Source organism: Amycolatopsis dendrobii, assembly GCF_014145675.1.
GTDB classification, from domain to species: Bacteria; Actinomycetota; Actinomycetes; order Mycobacteriales; family Pseudonocardiaceae; genus Amycolatopsis; species Amycolatopsis dendrobii.
Genome location: NZ_JACGZW010000004.1, coordinates 296,580 through 314,259 on the forward strand (window position 1 = coordinate 296,580; position 17,680 = coordinate 314,259).

19 protein-coding genes are annotated in these 17,680 nt (G+C 69.0%); 9 read left to right on the plus strand and 10 right to left on the minus strand.

Annotation, left to right across the window (positions count from 1 at the left end; all coding sequences use genetic code 11):
• Positions 1-15: 15 nt before the first annotated feature.
• Together H4281_RS13365 and H4281_RS13370 are read left to right on the plus strand one after the other, a co-directional pair.
• Positions 16-837 carry a class I SAM-dependent methyltransferase gene (locus tag H4281_RS13365; RefSeq protein ID WP_182891200.1) on the plus strand — a complete coding sequence of 274 codons (822 nt, stop codon included), beginning with the start codon at positions 16-18 and terminating at the stop codon, positions 835-837.
• A gap of 23 nt (positions 838-860) precedes the next feature.
• On the plus strand, positions 861-1,670 hold the full coding sequence (locus H4281_RS13370; protein ID WP_182891201.1) for a class I SAM-dependent methyltransferase: 810 nt from the start codon (positions 861-863) through the stop codon (positions 1,668-1,670).
• On the opposite strand, the gene H4281_RS13375 is transcribed toward H4281_RS13370, so the two are convergent.
• From H4281_RS13375 to pdxR, 4 genes are all read right to left on the minus strand, one after another.
• Entirely contained in the window at positions 1,642-3,177 is a 1,536-nt protein-coding gene (locus H4281_RS13375; RefSeq protein WP_182891202.1) for an FAD-dependent monooxygenase, read from the minus strand. The genes H4281_RS13370 and H4281_RS13375 overlap by 29 nt on opposite strands.
• Positions 3,178-3,195: 18 nt before the next feature.
• A complete protein-coding gene (locus H4281_RS13380; RefSeq protein WP_182891203.1) occupies positions 3,196-3,804 on the minus strand; it encodes a TetR/AcrR family transcriptional regulator in 609 nt (202 codons plus the stop codon).
• 111 nt (positions 3,805-3,915) lie between these two features.
• Positions 3,916-4,092 carry a CsbD family protein gene (locus H4281_RS13385; RefSeq protein ID WP_116198546.1) on the minus strand — a complete coding sequence of 59 codons (177 nt, stop codon included), beginning with the start codon at positions 4,090-4,092 and terminating at the stop codon, positions 3,916-3,918.
• A gap of 90 nt (positions 4,093-4,182) precedes the next feature.
• On the minus strand, positions 4,183-5,580 hold the full coding sequence (gene pdxR, locus H4281_RS13390; protein WP_182891204.1) for a MocR-like pyridoxine biosynthesis transcription factor PdxR: 1,398 nt from the start codon (positions 5,578-5,580) through the stop codon (positions 4,183-4,185).
• Positions 5,581-5,626: 46 nt separating this feature from the next.
• Here pdxR and H4281_RS13395 point away from each other — a divergent pair, with 46 nt between their 5' ends.
• The 5 genes from H4281_RS13395 to H4281_RS13415 all read left to right on the plus strand — a co-directional run bounded on the left by H4281_RS13395 (position 5,627) and on the right by H4281_RS13415 (position 10,814).
• Positions 5,627-6,112: a carboxymuconolactone decarboxylase family protein gene (locus H4281_RS13395; RefSeq protein WP_182891205.1), complete on the plus strand. Its 486-nt coding sequence runs from the start codon at positions 5,627-5,629 to the stop codon at positions 6,110-6,112.
• A gap of 368 nt (positions 6,113-6,480) precedes the next feature.
• Entirely contained in the window at positions 6,481-7,674 is a 1,194-nt protein-coding gene (gene wecB, locus H4281_RS13400; protein ID WP_182891206.1) for a non-hydrolyzing UDP-N-acetylglucosamine 2-epimerase, read from the plus strand.
• Positions 7,671-9,353 carry a DUF2334 domain-containing protein gene (locus H4281_RS13405; RefSeq protein ID WP_182891207.1) on the plus strand — a complete coding sequence of 561 codons (1,683 nt, stop codon included), beginning with the start codon at positions 7,671-7,673 and terminating at the stop codon, positions 9,351-9,353. Before wecB ends, H4281_RS13405 begins: the two co-directional genes overlap by 4 nt.
• 22 nt (positions 9,354-9,375) lie before the next feature.
• Positions 9,376-9,549, plus strand: a complete 174-nt coding sequence (locus H4281_RS13410) for a hypothetical protein (RefSeq protein ID WP_182891208.1) — start codon at positions 9,376-9,378, stop codon at positions 9,547-9,549.
• Positions 9,546-10,814 (plus strand): glycosyltransferase, encoded by a 1,269-nt coding sequence (locus H4281_RS13415; RefSeq protein ID WP_182891209.1) that lies wholly within the window; start codon positions 9,546-9,548, stop codon positions 10,812-10,814. The genes H4281_RS13410 and H4281_RS13415 overlap by 4 nt, the downstream gene beginning before the upstream one ends.
• Before the next feature lie 6 nt (positions 10,815-10,820).
• Here the strand turns inward: H4281_RS13415 and H4281_RS13420 are convergent, their stop codons facing one another.
• Genes H4281_RS13420 through pdhA form a run of 3 tightly spaced genes read right to left on the minus strand, consistent with a single transcriptional unit; the run spans position 10,821 to position 14,172 of the window.
• A complete protein-coding gene (locus tag H4281_RS13420; RefSeq protein WP_182891210.1) occupies positions 10,821-12,059 on the minus strand; it encodes a dihydrolipoamide acetyltransferase family protein in 1,239 nt (412 codons plus the stop codon).
• Positions 12,059-13,075 carry an alpha-ketoacid dehydrogenase subunit beta gene (locus H4281_RS13425; RefSeq protein ID WP_182891211.1) on the minus strand — a complete coding sequence of 339 codons (1,017 nt, stop codon included), beginning with the start codon at positions 13,073-13,075 and terminating at the stop codon, positions 12,059-12,061. Before H4281_RS13425 ends, H4281_RS13420 begins: the two co-directional genes overlap by 1 nt.
• Positions 13,072-14,172, minus strand: a complete 1,101-nt coding sequence (gene pdhA / locus H4281_RS13430) for a pyruvate dehydrogenase (acetyl-transferring) E1 component subunit alpha (protein ID WP_182891212.1) — start codon at positions 14,170-14,172, stop codon at positions 13,072-13,074. The genes H4281_RS13425 and pdhA overlap by 4 nt, the downstream gene beginning before the upstream one ends.
• A 161-nt stretch (positions 14,173-14,333) precedes the next feature.
• Between pdhA and H4281_RS13435 the strand changes: the two genes are divergently transcribed.
• Positions 14,334-14,765, plus strand: a complete 432-nt coding sequence (locus tag H4281_RS13435) for an Lrp/AsnC family transcriptional regulator (RefSeq protein WP_037715277.1) — start codon at positions 14,334-14,336, stop codon at positions 14,763-14,765.
• A gap of 7 nt (positions 14,766-14,772) precedes the next feature.
• Here H4281_RS13435 and H4281_RS13440 read toward each other — a convergent pair whose 3' ends face one another.
• Positions 14,773-15,261: a GNAT family N-acetyltransferase gene (locus H4281_RS13440; RefSeq protein ID WP_182891213.1), complete on the minus strand. Its 489-nt coding sequence runs from the start codon at positions 15,259-15,261 to the stop codon at positions 14,773-14,775.
• Between the two features lie 37 nt (positions 15,262-15,298).
• Positions 15,299-16,021 carry a VOC family protein gene (locus H4281_RS13445; protein ID WP_182891214.1) on the minus strand — a complete coding sequence of 241 codons (723 nt, stop codon included), beginning with the start codon at positions 16,019-16,021 and terminating at the stop codon, positions 15,299-15,301.
• Between the two features lie 151 nt (positions 16,022-16,172).
• On the opposite strand from H4281_RS13445, the gene H4281_RS13450 reads away from it, so the two are divergent.
• Positions 16,173-16,859 (plus strand): GNAT family N-acetyltransferase, encoded by a 687-nt coding sequence (locus H4281_RS13450; RefSeq protein ID WP_182891215.1) that lies wholly within the window; start codon positions 16,173-16,175, stop codon positions 16,857-16,859.
• On the opposite strand, the gene H4281_RS13455 is transcribed toward H4281_RS13450, so the two are convergent.
• Positions 16,838-17,680, minus strand: coding sequence for an alpha/beta hydrolase (locus tag H4281_RS13455; RefSeq protein WP_182891216.1), 843 nt, complete (start codon positions 17,678-17,680; stop codon positions 16,838-16,840). The two genes, H4281_RS13450 and H4281_RS13455, sit on opposite strands and share 22 nt — an antisense overlap.

A 17,680-nucleotide genomic window follows, 5' to 3' on the forward strand; every position in this document is an offset into this window, starting at 1 on the left:
CGCTACCGTCGGAGCATGACCTCCGCCGCGGAGAACTACCTGCGCGAGTACCACGATCGCAAACCGGACGCGATGTCCGTGCTGATCGAGTCCGGCCGGGTGACCGGGGACGGCCGGACGAGTTACGAGGTGCTGGCCGATCGGGTCGCGCCCGCGCGCCGGGTGCTCGACCTCGGCTGCGGCGACGGTGCGCTGCTGGCCGTTTTCGCCCGCCGCGGCGCGGAAAAGCTCGCCGGCGTGGATCTGTCTTCGGGGCAGCTCGACCTCGCCCGGCAACGGCCTGAGCTGGCCGGTGCGCACCTGCGTCACGGACGGGCGCAGGAGCTGCCGTTCGAGGACGACAGCTACGACGCGGTCGTGTCGCACATGGCTTTCATGCTCATGGACGACCCCGAGGCGGTCGCCGCCGAGATCGCGCGGGTGCTGGTTCCGCGCGGGGCCTTCGCGATCGTCGTCGGCGGTCCCGAATCGACGGGCGCGACTCCGGTGTTTCTCGAATTGGCCCGGCCGTTGTTCCGAGAGGTGCCGGAGGAGCGGCGCGCCACCTACACCGCCGAGCGGCGCACGACGAAGCGCGAGGGGATTGACGAGGTGCTCGCTCCGGCCGGGTTCGCGCCGGTTTCCTGGGAGCCGTACGAGATCGACCTGACCGCCGCGCCGGACGAGGTGTGGACGTCGTGCTGTGAATCGTATTACTCGACCGACACCCTCGACGACGCTCAGCTGGCCCGGTTGCGCTCGGCCTTTCTCGCCGAAACCGAGCATCTGCGCACCGCAGACGGCAGGCTTCCGGCGGGGTTGTGCGTCAACCTGGCCAAAACCGAACTGCTGAGGTGACCGTTCGCGCTACCGTCTCGGGCATGATGACGCCCGCCGAAGAGTTCCTCCGCGATTATCACGACCGGAACCCGGCAGCCGCGTCCGAACTGGCCGAACGGGGCCGGGTCGACGGACGCTCGGTGTACGAGGCGTTCGCCGACCACGTCGGTCAGCCGGCCAGCGTGCTCGACCTCGGCTGCGGGGACGGCGCGCTGCTGGCGGTGCTCGCCGGTCGCGGTGCCGGAAAGCTCGCCGGCATCGACCTTTCCGCCAAGCAATTGGAGGTCGCGCGCGGCCGGGCCGGGCTCGCCGACGCGGACCTGCGGCCAGGCCGCGCGCAGCAACTGCCGTTCGAGGACGACAGCTACGACACGGTCGTGTCGCACATGGCGTTGATGCTCATGTCCGACGTCGAAAAGGTGATCGCCGAGACCGCTCGAGTGCTGCGGCCCGGCGGTGCCTTCGTGATCGGCGTGGGCGGCGGCGGGACCGACGCTCTCGAGGTGTTCCTGAAGGTCGCCCGGCCGCTCTTCGCGGTGGTGGCCGAGGACCGGCAGGTGCCGACCTCCGGCGACCCGCGCAGCCGCACCCGCGAAGGCCTCGACGCGCTGCTCGGCCCGGCCGGATTCGCGCCGGTCGGATGGCACCAGCTGCTGGTGGACCTCTCCGGCACGCCGGATTCGGTCTGGCAGGTCTGCCACGACACCTATTACCAGGTCGAAGCCCTGGACGAGACGCAGCTGATGGGGCTGCGGACCGCGTTCAAGGTGGCGTCCCGGTCGCTGGTGGCCCCGGACGGCACGCTGCCGGCCGGAGCGCTCGTCAACGTGGCGACGACACGGCTGACCTGACCGGTGCGCCGAACCACTGCGCAAGTGCGGTCCGCAGCGTTTCGACAGCTGGCTCGGCGTCGGCGGAGGACCAGGCGACGTAACCGTCCGGCCGGATGAGCAGCGCGGTGGGCGCATCGCCAGTTGCCGTGGCGGACACGGTGGTCACGCGGTCGTGCCACGGCTCGGCCACGTCGGCGAGCACAGCGCCGGGCGTCAGATCCAGCAGCACCGGACGCGCGGCACGGTACGCGGCGGTCAGCGGGCCCGGGTCGGCCAGCGGCAGGTCGGGAGCCCAGCGGCCGCTGTTCGGGTCGGTGCCGTAGTGGATGTCCGCGCCGGACATCAGGTCGGCGATGTGCTGCCGGGCATCCGGAGAGGCGAGCAGTTCGCCGAAGAATTCGCGCAGCGCGGTGACTTCCGGCCCGGGCGCGACGAGCGCGCTCTGCGCCTGGGTGTGCATCACGACGCGCTGGCTCACCGGGCGGCGTTCGGCCTCGTAGCTGTCGAGCAGCCCCGGCGGAGCCCAGCCGCGGACTTCCGCGGCGAGCTTCCACGCGAGGTTCGCCGCGTCCTGCAGACCGAGGTTGAGCCCCGGGCCGCCGATCGCGGAATGCACGTGGGCCGCGTCGCCGACCAGCAGCACCCGGCCTCGCCGGTAGGTCTCGGCGATCCGGGTGTTGCCGCCCGCCAGCCTGCGCAGCAGGAACGGACCGGGTCCGGACGGCGGTTCGAGCGGCAGATCGACCCCGAGCACCCGGTGCACGCTCGCGCGCAGTTCCTCCATGGTCAGCGGATCGTCTTCGGCGAAATCGGCGGCACCGCCGCGTTCATTGGTCGACAGCGCCGGGTTCGCCGGGTCGAACGGCGCGAACACGAACAACCCGGTTTCCGTCCGGTGGTGCTGAAACGGCGGGATGACGCCGGTCTCCAGCTTCAGCCCGCCGGTCGCGGGGTCGACGAAAGAGTGCGGAATCCGGACGTTCGCGCTGCGGGCCACTGTTTCGTCCCAGCTGACGCCGGGAAAGTCGATGCCCGCGAGCTTGCGCACCGTGCTGCGTCCGCCGTCCGCGCCGACCAGGTACCCGGCGGCGATTTCGTAGGGCCCGTCCGGCCCTCGCACCTGCACGGTCACCGAATTCTCGTCCTGGGTGAAGCCGGTGATTTCGTGGCCGCGGCGGATCTCCGCTCCGAGTGTCCCGGCGTGCTCGCCGAGGATCTGCTCCATTTCGTGCTGCGGCCGGGGCAGCAGATACATCGGATTACTGGGCAGATCGGCGAATTCGACCGGGAACGCACCGAAGACGAACCGCGGTGCCGGCGTGGGTTCGGGGACTCCGGCGAGTTTCTCGAACAACCCGCGACGGTGCAGCAGCGGCACCACCTGGCCGACGAGACCGTTGGCACGGCGCACCCCGTCGGGTTCGGCGAGCCGTTCCAGTACGACGGGGCGGACCCCGGCGAGGCAGAGTTCGGCGGCGAGCATCAGGCCGTTCGGCCCGGCGCCCGCGATGACGATGTCGGACATGGAGATCTCCTTGCGGGATCAGGGAAGCACCTCGGCGAGCGTGTCGAACGCCCGGTGCACGATGGAGGTCAGGTCCGCGGACGGGGCGGTGCGCAGCCATTCCTGGATGACTGCCCGCAGCACGCCGCCGGCGGTGGTGGCGATGAGCTGGACGCGGAGATCGTGGACGTCCGCGCCGAGGCGTTCCGCGATCGCCTCGGCCAGTGCTTCTTCGGCCGCCGCATTGGCTTTGAGGAATTCGCCCGCCAGCGCGGGTTCGGCGATCATGACCTGGACCCCAGCTGTCCATTGTGGATCGTTCCCGCCGCCGGGGGAGGTGCCGCGGTCGGCGTCGAGCTGCGCTAGCGACGCTTCCCGCAGCGCGGTCCAGAGCGGCTCCGACGCCGGGCGCGCGCGGAGATGATCAGCGATCCCGCGAGCCCGGTCCTGGTGCCGCGCGACGATCGCTTCGGCTTTGCTGGAGAAGTAGTTGTTGACCGTGCGCGGCGAAACTCCCGCTTCGCGGGCGATGTCCTCGATCGTCACGTTCGAGAGACCGCGCTCGACAGTGAGCCGGACTGCCGCCCAGGAGATGTCGACCCGGGTCTCTTGGCGGCGGCGGTCTCGCAGGTTCGGTCGCTCGGTCATGAGACCACGGTAGCGCACTTCTTGCGTGACGCGCAATGTTTGCGTGTTACGCAAGTTCGGTGGCAAGAAGAAGCCCGGGACACGAATGCCCCGGGCTTCGCTGGCGGCGCGTCAGTCCTTGTTGCTCTTGAACGCGTCCTTCACCTTCTCGGCAGCCTGCTTGAGGTTGCCCTTGCCCTGCTCCGCCTTGCCTTCGGCCTGCCACTGCTCGTTGTCCGTGGCGTTGCCTACGGCTTCCTTGGCGCGACCCTTAAGTTCTTCGGCCTTGTTCTCGGCTTTGTCGTTCACGATGGGTCCTCCCTTCTCGTGCCCCTCGCGCTTCGGCTACCCGCTCCGCGGCGCGGCAAACTCGCGAAAGCTGCCGGTCTGCTCGACCGGTCAGGGCAGCACCCGGCACAGCGCCTCCAGCGCGCTCGACCACGCGCTGGCCGACGGGGTGCTGTAGCCGATCACCAGCGCGTCGCGGTCCGCGGGCGCGTCGGGGTGGCGGAACGCGCCGAGCCCGTGCATGGCCAGCCCCTGCCACGCGGACCCTTGCACCACCGCGTCTTCCTCGCCGGACGGGACGTTCAGCAGCACCTGCAAACCGGCGGACAGCCCGGTCACCCGGGTGTTCGGCGCGTGCTCGGCCAGTGCCGCGACGAGTTGGTCGCGCCGGCGGCGGTAGTGCGCCCGCATCGCGCGGATGTGCCGGTCGTAGCTGCCCGAAGTGATGAACTCGGCCATCGTGAGCTGGTCGAGCACACCGGAGAACGGGTCGCGTTCGCCCTTGGCCTCGGCGGCGGCCCTGGCGATCCGCGGCGGCAGCGCCATCCAGCCCAGCCGCAGGCCCGGGGCGAGAGCTTTGCTTGTGGTGCCAAGGTAAATCACGTGTTCTGGATCGAGCCCCTGCATCGCGCCGACCGGGCCGCGGTCGTAGCGGAACTCGCCGTCGTAGTCGTCTTCCAGCACCAGGCCGCCGGTCCGGCGTGCCCAGTCCACCACGGCGGCGCGGCGGTCCGGATGCAGCGCGACGCCGGTGGGGAACTGGTGCGACGGCGTCAGTAGTACCGCGCCGACGTCGGGGAGGTCGTTGAGGCGTTCGACCTTCGCGCCTTCGGCGTCCACCGGCAACTGCGGAGTCTCGAGGCCGACCTTCGCGAGATGCGCGCGATGTACTTGCAGGCCGTACGACTCTACGGCGACTGCCCGAGTTTCACGTTGCTTCAGTACTTCGGCGAGCACGATGAGACTGTGCGACGTACCGGTGCAGATCATGATTTGGTCTGGGTGCGCACGTACGCCGCGCGTACGGGCGAGGTAGGCGGCTACGGCTTCTCGTAGCTCTGGGCGGCCGTACGGACCGCCGTAGCCGAACGCGTCGTCGGACGCGTCGGTCAGGGCGCGGCGCGCGGCCTTAAGCCAGTCCGCGCGGGGGAACGCCGACAGATCGGGCTGGCCGGGGCGTAGATCGTGCACGATGCGGTGTCGCGACGCGGGCTTCGGCGCAGGCGGTGCGGGCGCGATCTCGGCGCGCGGGGCAACCCGGGTTGCGGCACCTTGCCGCGCGGTGAGCCAGCCTTCGGCGACGAGTTCCGCATACGCTTGCGCCACAGTGTTCCGGGCGATGCCGAGATCCGCGCCGAGTGTGCGGCTGGACGGCAGTTTCGCGCCTGGGACGAGCCGTCCGGTGCGGATGGCGTCGCGCAGGGCCTCCATCAGGCCGTCGCGCAGGCGAGGCCCGCGCAGGTCGAGGTGGAGGTCTTCACTCAGCGAACTGGCCCACTCCGCGCGCACGGAAATGGACCATAACAGAGTGCCAATCGCTCGTAGGGTCGAAGCTATGACGACGACAGAACGACTTCCGGTGCAGCCGCCCCGCCTCAAGATGGCGGAACTGACGCCGGAGGCCTACAAGACGATGATCCGTCTCGACGCCGCGACTCGCCACGGCCTCGACCCGACGCTGCGGCAGCTGGTGCTGATCCGGGCGTCGCAGATCAACCACTGCGCCTTCTGCATCGACATGCACTCGAAGGACGCGTTGGCCGCGGGCGAAACGAGCGAGCGCGTCATCCAGCTTTCCGCATGGCAGGAGTCGAAACACTTTTACACAGCGAAGGAGGTTGCCGCGCTGGAGCTGACCGAAGCGGTCACTGTGCTTACCGACGGCTTCGTGCCCGACGACGTCTTCGCTCGCGCCGCCGAGCATTTCGAGGAGGCGGAGCTGGCCCAGCTGATCGCGACGATCACGGTGATCAACGCGTGGAACCGGTTCGCGGTCACGACGCGGATGGTGCCCGGCGAATACGTTCCGGGGAAGCACTGACTGGTGGTCTGGACCACTATGTGAGCAGGATCGCGGGTCGCCATTCCGGCGGTTTGACCGGGGAATGGGAAAAGGGCATCCGGGGTTCCGGATGCTCTTTTCCGCGGCTCGTGACTTAACCGATCCAGTGTGATTACTGAGGGTGCGCAGCGCGTCTGGTGCATCGAGGTTCGGCTATGTAAGCAGCTGCTTAAAACCGAGGTGGTCGGCGGTTTGGTGTCTTCTTGACGGCTTGTGACGGCGACTACTGACGGTGAGTTTGACCCGCGAGGGTGAGGTTGATTCCGGATGCCGTAGTTAGCGTGGTCGGCGCGATCCAGGGACTGTTTCCCGGATCGCGTCCGCTCTCGCTGAAATGGAGTTCCGTGATGACCCGGGGTGACGCACCGGTGGTGTGGCTGATTGCCGGCACCCGGCCGGAGGCGATCAAAATGGCGCCGGTCGTGCAGGAGATGCGCCGGTCCGGACGGCTGGAGCCGGTGCTCGTCGCGACCGGGCAGCATCCGGAACTGGTCGACCAGGTGCTCGGCGCGTTCTCGCTGACCCCGGACTTGCGGCTGACCCTGAACCGGGTCGGCGGCGGTCAGCCGGAGCTGTTCTCGCAGCTGGTCACCGGTCTCGACGCGCTCGCCGCGCAGCGTCCGCCCGCGGCGGTGCTGGTGCAGGGCGACACGACGTCCACTGTGGCCGGTGCGCTCATCGCGTTCTGGCGCAAGATTCCCGTGGTGCACCTGGAAGCCGGGCTGCGCTCGTTCGATCTGCGGTCGCCGTTCCCGGAGGAACTGAACCGGCGGCTCGTCAGCCAGACCGCGAGCCTGCATTTGGCCCCGACCCCGGCGGCCGCGCAGAACCTGCGTGCCGAGAGCGTCGACGACAGCGTTCTCCTGGTCACCGGAAACACTGTGGTGGACGCGATTTCCCGGGTGACGGACCGGGGAGTGTCCTTTGCCGACAGTGCGGTCGCCGACGTGGTCGAATCGGCGACGCGGGGCGAGTGCCGGTTGGTTCTGGTGACCGCACATCGCCGGGAGTCGTGGGGCGAGCCGCTGACGCGCATTCTGTCCGCTGTGGACGCTCTGCTGGCGCGGCATCCCGACGTTCGTGTGCTGCTGCCGATGCATCCGAACCCGGCTGTGCAGGAGGCGGTGCTCAATGCGCTGGCCGGCCACCCGCGCGTGGTGCTTACCCCGGCGTTGCCGTATGAGCAGACTGCGGCGGCGATCGCGGCAAGTTCGCTCGTGTTGTCCGATTCCGGTGGTATTCAAGAGGAAGCGCCGACGTTCAAGGTTCCGGTGCTGGTACTGCGGGACACGACGGAACGGATGGAAGCCGTCAACGCCGGTTGTGCGATGCTCGTCGGAACGGACGCCGACCTCATTGCGGACACTGCGTCGAGGCTGTTGACCGACCCGGCGCAGCGGGCGGCGATGAGCACGCGCGCCAACCCCTTCGGCGACGGCCGGGCCGCAGAACGCACCGAACAAGCGGTGGCCTGGCTGCTCGGGCTGACCGCTGAGGCGCCGGAGCCGTTCGTGCCGGAGCAGGTCGAGGTCGTGCAGTGACTCAGCGGTTCCCGGCGTGGTTGCGGCTCGGGATCATTGTCGTCGCGGTGGTCAGCCTGGTGGGCGGGATCGTCGTGGTGGTCTCGGACGAGGGCTCCGGTTCGGAAGCGGCTTCTCCGATCGAACCGGTTCTGCGGCAACCGAAAATCGGTCTGGCCGGTCCCGGCGGGCGCGACGACCGGCGGACGCTGGTGCTCTTCGACGACGGGCGGCGGTTGCGGCCGAGCCCGCCTGCGACGCAGGTCGCCGAGGAAGCGCAGGTCAACGCGATTCAGACGGCGAATCTGGTTTCCCGTTCTACTGCTTGGCGCATGCTGCCCGCCGCTGACTACCGCAGCGGCGAGCTGAACGAGTACCAGGCGGTCGTTTACGTCGGCACGGTCTACGACGCGCAGCTCCCGTCCGCATTGCTGGCCGATATAAGCCGGACCCGGCTGCCGGTGGTGTGGATGGGCAGCAACATCTGGCAGCTGTTCGAGCACGCGCCCGCGCTAGCCGGGAAGTGGGGTTGGACGTGGGCTCCGTTCCGGGAGGACAAGGTCACGACGGTGTCCTATCGGGACACTGACTTACGGCGTGATCCCCATGCCGGGGTCGATGTCGTGGGAGTGCGGGTGACGTCGCCGAAGGCGAAGGTGCTGGCGGAGGCGAAGTCCGCTGACGGAGCGGCGTCGCCGTGGGCGGTCCACAGTGGATCATTCACCTATCTCGCCGAAATGCCGTATTCCTACGTCGGCGCGGGCGATCGTTACCTGGCGGCTGCGGACATTCTCCTCGGCGTGCTCGCACCGGACGCTCCGGAACGTCGACGTGCGCTGGTACGGATCGAGGACATCGGTCCGCGCACACCGCCCGCTGAGGTCCGGGCGATCACCGACTACCTCAGCGGACGCGGCGTGCCGTTCTCGTTGGCGGTATATCCGTATTACGCGGATCCGCGTGGTGCGGCGAATGGCGGCAAGCCGACGTTCGCGCGACTGGTGGACAGTCCGGAGCTCGTCGCGGCACTGCGTGAAGCGGTCGCACGGGGCGGAACGTTGGTGATGCACGGCTACAGCCATCAGTACGGCGAGACGGACAACCCGTACTCGGGTACCAGCGGAGCCGACTACGAGTTCTACCGCGCGACCGTGGACCACCAGGACAATGTGCGGCTCAGCGGACCGGTTCCGCAAGACTCGCCGGAGTGGTTCCGCGGCCGCGTCGCGACCGGGCTCGCCGAGTTCGACCGGGTCGGGTTGCCGCGCCCGGACGCGTTCGAGTTCCCGCATTACGGCGGGTCCGCTGTGGACTATCAGGAGGCCGGCCGGGTCTTCCCGATGCGGTACGACCGGGGCAGTTACTACGCCGGCCAGTGCGACGGCGGCCGATGCGGACGGACCGACGTGTCCTATCGCGAGGTATACGGCCAGTTCTTCCCGTATCCGGTCCGCGACGTCTACGGGACTGTCGTGGTGCCGGAGAACGTCGGGAACGTCGCTCCGGCCAAGTTCAACCAGCACGCTGCCCGCACCGCCGACGACATCCTGGCCGACGCGAAAACCCATCGCGTGGTGACCGACAGCGTCGTCAGTTTCTACTATCACCCCTTTCTCGGCATCGGCGACCTTCGGAAGGTGGTCGAAGGAACCGAGGGGCTCGGCTATCGCTTCGTGTCCCCGGCCGCTGTCGCTGCTTGAGTTTCTTCTGGAAGGAAAAGAAATGTCTGTCACCCGGGTCGCTCCTGCGGTCGTGGCCGCCGCCGCGATCGGTGTCGCGCCGTTCCACGGAGTGTTGTGGGTTGTCTTGCCGGTGGCCGGATTCGTCGCGATGGCGTTCACCGTCCGTTCGGTCCGGCTGCGTGCCAGCGGATCCCGGGGCCGGCACTCGGCATGACGCAGCCGTGGTGGTTCGTGCTGCTGCTGTGCTGGTGGCCGGTCCACAACCTGGTGCTGGCGGCCTTCGCCTGGCGCGCGCCGCGGCCCGCGACTGACCGCTCGTCGCGTCCGTTGCTCTTCTGGATTGCCATTCCGGCGTTGAACGAAGAACGCGTTATCGCCAACACTGTGCGAAACGCGTTATGCCTGGGAACTCCCGAAACCCCGGTGCGAGTGCTGGTCATCGACGACGGATCCGATGACGCGACACCGGAGATCGTCGCGGGCATTGCTGACGAACGGCTGCATGTGCTCCGCCGCGACTTGCCGCATGCTCGGCAGGGAAAGGGCGAAGCGCTCAACGCGGGCTACCGCTACATCGATGCCATTGCCGAGCGGGAGGGCACTGTTTCGCAGACCGTCGTGGGCATTATCGACGGTGACGGGCGCGGCAGCACGGGGTTGCTCGCCGAGGTGTCGGCGATGCTGCGCAGCCGCGGCGTCGGTGCGGTGCAGTGCCGGGTGCGGATCCACAATAGACGCCGGTTGCTGGCGTTGTTGCAGGACTTGGAGTTCGGCGCGATCGCGGATGCTTCGCAGTCGTTGCGGGACGTGCTCGGCAGCGTCGGGATGGGCGGCAACGGACAGTTCACGCGGCTGTCGGTGCTGCGGAAGTTCGGGCCGTCACCGTGGAGCGACTGCCTGGTCGAGGATCTCGAATTAGGCCTGCGGCTGCACCTGGCCGGGGTGCGGATCCGATACACGCAACGGGCCTGGGTGACTCAGCAGGGGCTGGAAGACACGCGTCGCCTGCTGCGGCAGCGGACCCGGTGGGCGCAGGGGAATCTCCAGTGCTCACGGCATTTGCGCAGTCTCGCGACCTCTCGGTTCATTGCCGGGACCGGGCTTTTCGACTTCCTGGTCTACCTCGTCGTGCCGTGGCTGACTGTTCCGCTGTCGTTGCTCGCCGCGGCGCTGCTGGTGATCGTGCCGGTGGCGTTGCTGACCGGGAACACGTTCGGTGGTTTGGTCGCGGAGACCGGAAACCTGTCGCAGGCGGTGGCGTGGTGGCTGGCCGCGTTGCTGCTGCCCGGGATCGTGTGGGCGATCGTCTACTTTGTCCGGTTGCGCGAGGAGTCGCTGAGCCGGGCGTTGCTGGCCGGATTGTGCTATCCGGCGTTCCTGTTGCTCGGCGTGCTCGCGACGTGGCGCGCGGTGTTCCGGATCGTCTTGAAGCGGAACGTGTGGGCGAAGACGGAAAGGCTGGCAGAGCTGCCAGCCTGACCGTCCTCAGAGAGTGCGCAGCAACCGGACTGGGTTCTCGATGCAGTCGGCGACGAACCGGAGGAATCCGCCTGCCGTGCCGCCATCGCAGACGCGGTGGTCGAACGCCAGCGTCAGTTCGGTGATCTTGCGGGCGGTGACCTGGCCGTCCACGATCCACGGCCGGTCGATGATCCGCCCGACGCCGAGGATCGCGACCTCCGGGTAGTTGATGATGGCGGCCGAACCGTCCACTCCGAACACGCCGTAGTTGTTCACGGTGAACGTGCCGCCGGTGAGTTCGGCCGGGGCGAGGCGTCCGGCACGGGCCTGTTCGGTGCGGTCGGCGAGTGCGGCGGAGAGGTCCTCCAGGGTGTGCTGGTGCGAGTTCTGGACGACCGGGACGACCAGACCGCGGTCGGTCTGCGCGGCGAAGCCGAGGTGTACGGCGGACGGGATGACGATCTCGTCGCCTTCCAGATGCGCGTTCAGTTCCGGGAACCGGCGCAGGCCCGCGACGGCGAATCGGCCGATGAGCGCGAGCAGGCTGATCTTCGGGGCGTGCGGATCGCTGTTGAGCGCGGTGCGCAGCTGCAGCAGTTCGGTCGCGTCGACGTCCACCCAGACGGTCGCCTCGGGGATCTCGCGCCGGGAGCGGGCGAGTTTGTCGGCGACGGTTTTGCGCAGGCCGCGCAAGGGGATTCGTTGCTCGTCCGAGGTGGGGACTGCTGGGGTTTCGGTGGCGGCGATCGCGCGCTCGACGTCGGCGCGGCTCACGATGCCGTCGGCGCCTGTGCCGGTGAGCGCGTGAAGGTCCACTCCGGACTCGCGGGCGAGACGCCGGACCAGCGGTGACACGACGCGGACGCGGTCCGCAGCGGACTTCGGCGCTGGAGCCGGGGCGGTCGTCGCTGGTGCCTTGCTGCCCCGCGGCCGCCGCGCGCGCCGGGTGCGGGTTTGGCTGGTGCCGTAACCGATCAGGACGTTCCCGCTGCCCTCCGGCGTCACGACGCCGGGTTCGGTGAAGTCCGCGGCACTGTCCACTGTGATCAACGGGCTGCCGACGGTCAGCACTTCGCCCGCTGCTCCGTGCAGCGTCGCGACTCGGCCCGCGAACGGCACCGGAACCTCGACGCTCGCCTTCGCGGTCTCGACCTCCACGACGGTCTGGTCCACTGTGACGGTGTCGCCGACCGCGACGTGCCACGCGACGATCTCCGCCTCGGTCAGTCCTTCGCCGAGGTCAGGCAGTTTGAAGACGGCCATCACTTCTCCCCGTCGAGCGGTGCCGCGTCGTCCCACTGGAGGCGTTCGATCGCGTCCAGGATCCGGTCGACGCCCGGCAGGTGGTGCTGTTCCAGATTCGGTGCGGGATAAGGAATGTCGAATCCGGCGACGCGCAGGACCGGCGCTTCCAGGTAGTGGAAACAGCGCTCGGACAACTGTGCGGCGACTTCGGCGCCGTAACCGCAGAATCGGCTCGCCTCGTGCACCACGACCGCACGACCGGTGCGCCGCACGGACGCGGCGACCGTTTCCAGGTCGAATGGCGCGAGGCTGCGCAGATCGATCACTTCGGCGCTGTAGCCCTCTTCGGCGGCTGCCTCGGCAGCTTCGAGAGTGGTGCCGAGAGCGCCGCCGTAGGAAATGAGGGTGACGTCGCTGCCTTCGCGGCGAATCACCGCTTTGTCGAGACCGGGCGAACGGCGTTGCGGGTCAACGGTTCCCTTTTCCCAGTACCGGCGCTTGGGCTCCAGGAAAATGACCGGGTCCGGGCTGTCGATCGCTTCGCGCAGCAGGGTGTAGGCGTCGTCCGGCGTGGCCGGGGTGACGACCCGCAGGCCGGCCGTGTGCGTGTAGTAGACCTCGGACGAGTCGCAGTGGTGCTCGACGCCGCCGATGCCGCCGCCGTAGGGCACGCGGATCACCACGGGCAGTTCGACCTGGCCCTTGGTGCGGTTGCGGAGTTTGGCGAGGTGGCTGGTGATCTGCTCGAACGCGGGGTAGGCGAACGCGTCGAACTGCATCTCGATCACCGGGCGCAGGCCGTTCATCGCCATCCCGATCGCGGTGCCGACGATGCCCGATTCGGCGAGCGGCGAATCGAAGACGCGAGCGTCGCCGAAGCGCGCGGCGAGTCCGTCGGTGACGCGGAAGACGCCGCCGAGCGTGCCGACGTCCTCGCCGAAAATGAGCACGCGCTCGTCCTCAGCGAGTGCGTCGGCGAGCGCGCGGTTGAGCGCCCCGGCGAGCGACAGCGTGGTGTCCAGAGTGGCGGTCATGCCTGGTCCTCGGTGTACTCGTGCGCCAGTTCGGCGGCCTGCTGCCGCAACGCGGCGGTCGGTTCGGCGTAGACGTGCCGGAAAAGATCCGCCGGGTCGAGCTCGGTGTCGACGTTCATCCGCTCGCGCAGCGCCGCTGCTTCCTCTTCGGCGCGCGCGTCGATTTCCTGCTGCGTCTGGTCGTCGAGGAGGCCACGGTCGGTGAGATACTGCTTGAGGCGGCTGATCGGGTCGCGCGTGAGCCACTGCTCCACTTCGGTCTCCTCGCGGTAGCGCGTCGCGTCGTCGGCGTTGGTGTGCGACTCCATGCGGTAGGTGACAGCTTCGATGAGCGTCGGTCCTTCGCCAGCCGCGGCGCGTGCGACCGCTTGCTCGACGACAGCGTGTACGGCGGCAGCGTCGTTGCCGTCAACGAGTACGGAGGGCATGCCGTAGCCGACGCCCTTGTACGCGAGCGAAGGCGCAGCGGTCTGCTTCTCGAGCGGGACGCTGATGGCGTAGCCGTTGTTCTGTACCAGGAAGACCACCGGTGCCTTCCAGACAGCGGCGAAATTCAGCGCCTCGTGCGTGTCGCCTTCACTGGTGGCACCGTCGCCGACGAGAACGAGCGAAACCGTGTCCTCGCCCTTCACGCGCGCAGCGTGCGCGAAGCCGACCGCGTGCAGTGTGTTGGTGGCAAGCGGCGTGCACTGCGGGGCGACGTTGGCGCGATACGGGTCGTAGCCGCAGTGCCAGTCGCCGCGAAGCAGCGTGAGCACCTCGACCGGGTCGACACCGCGCGCGACGACGGCCATCGAGTCGCGGTAGGTGGGGAAAAGCCAGTCCTGCGGGCGAAGCGCGAGGATCGAGCCGATCTCGGCGGCCTCCTGCCCACGCGCCGACGGGTACACCGCGAGCCGGCCCTGTTTGGTGAGCGCGGTGGCCTGGGTGTCGAAGCGGCGGCCGGAAACCATGCCGCGGTAGAGGCGGAGGAGGACGTCGCCGGCGGGCATCGCGAGCGCCGGGTCGGGCGCGGGCGTGCCGTCGGCGGTCACGAGGCCGAGCGGCTCGTCGCTGGGCAGGAAACAGGACGCGGCAGTGCGTTCCGTAGTGGTCACCGACAGCTCCCATCGACGAAGACGAGTAGGCCCTGATACTCGCTCTCAGGCGATCAGGGATCCAGGCTTGATGGGGAACTGTGGAATGATGGCCCGGTTGTGGAGTCTTGGTTGGATGATTGGCTTACGAGGTGGCGCGGATGTCCCAGCCGGGTGGACAAATGGCAGCAGCGCTGGACGAGGTCGACCTGAAACTGATCGCCGAGCTGAAGAAAGACGGCCGCGCCTCGATGCGCGCCCTCGCCGAACGCGCGCACATTTCGCGGGCCGGCTGCTACACGCGGGTGGAGCGGTTGCACCGCGAGGGAGTGATCACCGGGTACGCGGCGGTCACCGATCCGCGCCGGATGGGACAGGGCCTGGCGGCGTACGTGTACCTGAAGGTCACGCAGAACTCGTGGCGCACGGTGAGCGCGGAACTCAAGCACATCCCGGAAATCGAACACGGCGGCCTGGTGTCCGGGGACAACGACCTGATCCTGTTCGTGCGGACCCGCGACGCGGACAGCCTGCGCGACTTGGTGTTCGAACGGTTGCAGAACATGCCGGACGTGCTCTCCACGCACACCGTGCTGGTCTTCGACGAGCTGTGAGCCTTCGTCAGGCCGGTTTGACCAGGTAGACCGCGAGCCGGTAGATCCCGGTCGCTTCGAACGGCATCGGCGCGCGGCGGTAGCCGGCCCGTTCGTAGAGGGCGATGTTGCGTTCGCTGGCCGCGCCGGTGAAGAGGACGAACTGCTTCGTTTCCGGCGGAGCGTGCCGTTCAGCGTGCTCTAGCAGGAGCCGCCCGAGGCCGCGCCCCGCCAGGTCCGGCGCGACCATCAAGCGGCCGATTTCCCAGCCGCCGTCCTCGACCGAGCGGGCGCGGACCGCGCCGACGAGCCGGTGTCCCTGCCGGACGACCCAGCTGCGCCAGGTCGTGATCGCCTCGCGGACCTCGGCGAGGTCCTCCCGCAGCGCGGGATGCTCCAGGGTGTTGTTGAGCAGGGCTTCCTGCACCCAGCAACACCGCTGGAGCACCATCAGCTCGGCGGCGTCGTCGGGGGTCGCGGGGAGCAGGGTCGCGCCGGGGAGGGTTTCGAGGTCCACCTGTCCTGTTCTAGCACCGGTTCAACGGAGTTGGGGCTCAGGAACCAAGAACGAACTCCGCGCCGAACGGGTCCTTGATGGTCACCATGCGGCCGTACGGGCTGTCCTGTGCTTCGACGATCTCGCCGCCGTGCTCGACCGCCCGCGCGCCTGCAGCGTCGGCGTCGGTGGCGAGGAACAGGGTGCCCCACGCCGGTGCCGCAGCGGACGGGTCGCCGATGATGCCGCCGATTTCGTGGCCGTCCGGGCGGCGCAGGAAGGTGAAGTCGACGCCGGTCAGGTCTTCGTTGCCGTCGAGGGTGAAGGCGAAGACCTCGCAGTAGAAGTCGCGTGCTGGCTTGGGCGCTGGGGTGACGAGGTCGTTGCGCATCAGGGTGCTGGGTTCGTTGACGAGCCGGGCGCCGGGGAGCTCGCGGCCTTGCCAGAGCCCGAACCGCGCGCCGGTCGGGTCTTCCGCGACGGCTACGCGGGCGTGCTCTCCGTCGTCGCGGGGTTGGTCGACGAGCTTGCCGCCTGCGGCGGTGACGGCTTTCGCGGTGCCGTCGCAGTCGTCGGTGGCGAAGTAGACGGTCCAGACCGGCCGGGGGCCGGCTGCTTGGCGCAGGCCCGCGACGGGGAGGTCGCGCAGCAGGCAGTGGCCGCCGTCGAAGGTCCAGCCGAGGACGGCGCCGTAGAAGCGTTGCGCGCGGCGAAGGTCCGGCGCGGCGAGGTCGATCCAGGTCGGAGTGCCGAGCGGCTGGTTGCGGTCGACGGTGCTCATCGAGGTCCCTTCGTCGGTGATGGCGGCGACGGTATGGCGGATTGCGGACAGCTGCGGTCCTCGGCCGCTCACCATGTGGGAGGCGGTGGCCGGACCCGGGATGGCGCACGCATTCTGGAGGAGCACCCTGGATTTGGAATGGCAGGCGAGAATGAGCACGTCCCCGCTCGAAAACCCCGCTTGGGCCGCGTTGAGCGGCCCGCACGCGTCGTTCGCGGAGCAGAAGGGGCAGGTGTTGCGGTATCCGGTGGATGTCTCTCCGTTCCTCGCCGTGCCGGACCAGCCGGACGAACACGTGTGGCACGACATCGCCGACCTCATCGGACCGGGCGCGTCGACGCTCGTGGTCGGCCGGATCGGGACGCCGCCGCCCGCGGGCTGGACGGTGGAAGCCGAGCTGACCGGTGTGCAGATGGACGGTTCGGCCGCTCCCGCTGCCGCCGACCCGGAGGCGGTGCGGCTGACCGAGGCGGACGTGCCGGAGATGCTGGATCTGGTGTCGCGGACGAAGCCGGGCCCGTTCCTGCCCCGGACCATCGCCCTGGGCGCCTACCTGGGCATCCGCCGCGACGGTGCGCTGGTGGCGATGGCGGGCGAGCGGATGCGCCTGCCGGGGTGGACGGAGATCAGCGCGGTGTGCACCGACCCGGCGTTCCAAGGGCAAGGTTTGGCGGCCAGGCTGGTCCTGGCGGTGGCCGCGGGAATCCGGGAACGCGGGGAGCGGCCGTTTCTCCACGCGGCCGGGACGAACACCGGCGCGATCCGGTTGTACGAGAAGCTGGGCTTCCGGCTCGCCCGCGAGATGCAGTTCGGCGCCTATCGGGCCCCCTCGCTGTAGTCGGCGGTTCCGGCGAGGATTTCGGCCAGGCCCGTCGGGCGGAGCAGCGGGTCGATGTGGCCGACCGGCAGCGAGTGGACGTCGAAGGGGTTGTCGGGGGTTAGGGCGTCGGCTTCTTCGATGAAGTGGTCTTGCAGCGCGAGGGGCATGCTGGCGTCCTCGGTCAGCCGGACGTAGCTGTGCGCGACCTTGCCCCAGGCTGCCCGGTCGACGAGGTCGGTGCCGGCGTCTCGCGATTCGTCGGGGTCGAGGGTCGAGAGGAAAGCGATGATCTCTGCGTCGGCGCCGTCGGTGGTCCACGCGTGGTTGAGCGCGGTCAGGTGCGCGGGATCGGTGGTGCGCCAGTTCATCCGGACGGCACCCAGGCGTTTCGGGTCGCTGACGGGGATCAGGCCGACGTCGGGTGGTCTGAAGGCTGGCGTGGCGAGGTAGTCGGCCGCGGTGCCGGTGACACAGCACCAGGCAGAGACGTAGACGGTTCGGGCCAGCAGATCTGGCACCGCGTTGGCGACACTCGTGACGGTGAAGCCGCCTCGGCTGTGGCCGACCAGGACGACCGGACCGTGTTCGCGTACGCGCCGGATGAGGTCGATGACGTGCGCGACGTTGTCGGCGTGCGTGATGCCAGCCATCGGTGACGGTAATTCGGCGAAGGCTGCGAGGTCTTGGGCCTGGTAGGCGGTGGAGAACCCGGCGGTGCCGTGACCGGGAAGGTCGACGGCCAGGCTGCGGTGGCCGCGCAGGGCCAGTTCGCTCTGGAGCGCGGTGAAGCAGCGTCCGGTGGCGTGGGAGCCGGGGACGAGGACGAACGTTGGCTGCAT

Excerpts from the sequence above, each read along its gene's own strand:
- H4281_RS13450 (WP_182891215.1), top strand. The coding sequence starts at position 16,173 with ATGAGCACGTCCCCGCTCGAAAACCCCGCTTGGGCCGCGTTGAGCGGC.
- H4281_RS13365 (WP_182891200.1), top strand. The coding sequence starts at position 16 with ATGACCTCCGCCGCGGAGAACTACCTGCGCGAGTACCACGATCGCAAA.
- H4281_RS13420 (WP_182891210.1), bottom strand. The coding sequence starts at position 12,059 with ATGGCCGTCTTCAAACTGCCTGACCTCGGCGAAGGACTGACCGAGGCG.
- H4281_RS13375 (WP_182891202.1), bottom strand. The coding sequence starts at position 3,177 with ATGTCCGACATCGTCATCGCGGGCGCCGGGCCGAACGGCCTGATGCTC.
- H4281_RS13435 (WP_037715277.1), top strand. The coding sequence starts at position 14,334 with ATGGCAGCAGCGCTGGACGAGGTCGACCTGAAACTGATCGCCGAGCTG.
- H4281_RS13425 (WP_182891211.1), bottom strand. The coding sequence starts at position 13,075 with ATGACCGCCACTCTGGACACCACGCTGTCGCTCGCCGGGGCGCTCAAC.
- H4281_RS13445 (WP_182891214.1), bottom strand. The coding sequence starts at position 16,021 with ATGAGCACCGTCGACCGCAACCAGCCGCTCGGCACTCCGACCTGGATC.
- H4281_RS13410 (WP_182891208.1), top strand. The coding sequence starts at position 9,376 with ATGTCTGTCACCCGGGTCGCTCCTGCGGTCGTGGCCGCCGCCGCGATC.
- wecB (WP_182891206.1), top strand. The coding sequence starts at position 6,481 with ATGACCCGGGGTGACGCACCGGTGGTGTGGCTGATTGCCGGCACCCGG.
- H4281_RS13380 (WP_182891203.1), bottom strand. The coding sequence starts at position 3,804 with ATGACCGAGCGACCGAACCTGCGAGACCGCCGCCGCCAAGAGACCCGG.
- H4281_RS13370 (WP_182891201.1), top strand. The coding sequence starts at position 861 with ATGATGACGCCCGCCGAAGAGTTCCTCCGCGATTATCACGACCGGAAC.
- H4281_RS13395 (WP_182891205.1), top strand. The coding sequence starts at position 5,627 with ATGACGACGACAGAACGACTTCCGGTGCAGCCGCCCCGCCTCAAGATG.
- H4281_RS13455 (WP_182891216.1), bottom strand. The coding sequence starts at position 17,680 with ATGCAGCCAACGTTCGTCCTCGTCCCCGGCTCCCACGCCACCGGACGC.
- H4281_RS13415 (WP_182891209.1), top strand. The coding sequence starts at position 9,546 with ATGACGCAGCCGTGGTGGTTCGTGCTGCTGCTGTGCTGGTGGCCGGTC.